1 protein-coding gene is annotated in these 1,677 nt (G+C 60.7%); it reads right to left on the reverse strand.

The window, feature by feature from the left end; genetic code table 11:
* Positions 1-20: 20 nt before the first annotated feature.
* Complete coding sequence (locus HW561_RS23215) at positions 21-1,667, reverse strand: electron transfer flavoprotein-ubiquinone oxidoreductase (protein WP_176867754.1); 1,647 nt, start codon at positions 1,665-1,667, stop codon at positions 21-23.
* Positions 1,668-1,677: the final 10 nt, after the last annotated feature.

The following is a 1,677-nucleotide window of genomic DNA, read 5'->3' on the forward strand; positions in this document are numbered from 1 at the left end:
GCCAGCGCCCGTATTTTCGCTTACATGTTTGGATAGTTTGGTCCGTCACCGCCCTGCGGGGTGGTCCAGGTGATGTTCTGGCTGGGGTCCTTGATGTCACAGGTCTTGCAGTGCACGCAGTTCTGGAAGTTGATCACGAATCGCTGCTCACCATCTTCCTCGATCAACTCGTACACGCCCGCCGGGCAGTAGCGCTGTGCCGGTTCGTCGAACTTGGGCAGGTTGACCTTGACCGGAATCTCGGGATCGGCCAGCCGCAGGTGGCAAGGCTGGCTTTCCTCGTGGTTGGTCATCGCAAAAGACACGTTGGTCAGACGGTCAAACGACAGCGTTCCATCCGGTTTGGGATAGTCGATGGGTTGATGCTTGCTGGCCTCTTCGGTCGAGTCCGCGTCGTTCTTGCCATGGCCCAACGTGCCGAACAGCGAAAAGCCCAGCGTGTTGGTCCACATGTCCAGACCCCCCAGCGCCAGCGAGGGCAGCAGGCCCCATTTCGACCACATCGGCTTGACGTTACGCACCTTTTTCAGGTCGCTGCCGATGGGGCCATCACGCACATCGATCTCGTAGGCGGTCAGCTCATCACCGGAACGCTCGGCCTTGATGGCGTCAAACGCCGCCTCGGCCGCCGCCTTGCCCGACAGCATCGCGTTGTGGTTGCCCTTGATGCGCGGCACGTTGACCATGCCCGCCGAACAGCCCAGCAGCGCCACGCCCGGCGCCACCAGTTTCGGCATCGACTGCCAGCCACCCTCGGTGATCGCGCGCGCGCCGTAAGCGACGCGTTTGCCGCCTTTCAGCAGCTCGGCCACCATCGGGTGATGCTTGAAACGCTGGAATTCCATGTACGGGTACAAATGCGGGTTCTTGTAGTTCAGGTGAACCACGAACCCGACATAGACCTGATTGTTGTCCAGGTGATAGATGAACGACCCGCCCCCGGCATTGCCGCCCAACGGCCAGCCCATGGTGTGGGTGACGGTGCCTTCCTTGTGCTTGGCCGGATCAATCTCCCAGATCTCTTTCATGCCGACGCCGTATTTCTGCACTTCCTTGCCGGCCTGCAGGTCGTATTTGGCGATCACTTCCTTGGACAGCGAGCCCCGCACACCTTCCGACAGGAAGACATATTTGCCGTGCAGCTCCATCCCCGGTTCGGTCTGCGGGCCGTATGATCCATCCGCTTCCAGACCGAACACACCGGCCACGACGCCTTTGACCTCGCCGTTATCGCCGTAAACCAGTTCCGAGCACGCCATGCCGGGGAAGATTTCCACGCCCAGCTCTTCGGCCTGCTCTGCCATCCAGCGGCAGACATTGCCCATCGAGACAATATAGTTGCCGTGGTTGTTCATCAGCGGCGGCATCGGGAAGTTGGGGATGCGGACCTGACCGGCCTCGCCAAGCATGTAAAAGTTGTCTTCCTTCACCGGCACGGTCAGCGGCGCACCTTTGTCCTTCCAGTCCGGGATCAGCGCGTCCAAACCGCACGGATCCAGCACCGCACCCGACAGGATATGCGCGCCCACTTCCGAGCCCTTCTCCAGAACCACAACATCCAGATCCGCGTCCAGCTGCTTCAGACGGATCGCCGCAGACAATCCCGCAGGACCAGCCCCCACAACAACAACATCATATTCCATCGCTTCGCGTTCAATCTCGGCCATCGTGGGCTCC

The sequence above is a fragment of the Ruegeria haliotis genome, from assembly GCF_013377785.1.
Lineage (GTDB): Bacteria > Pseudomonadota > Alphaproteobacteria > Rhodobacterales > Rhodobacteraceae > Ruegeria > Ruegeria haliotis.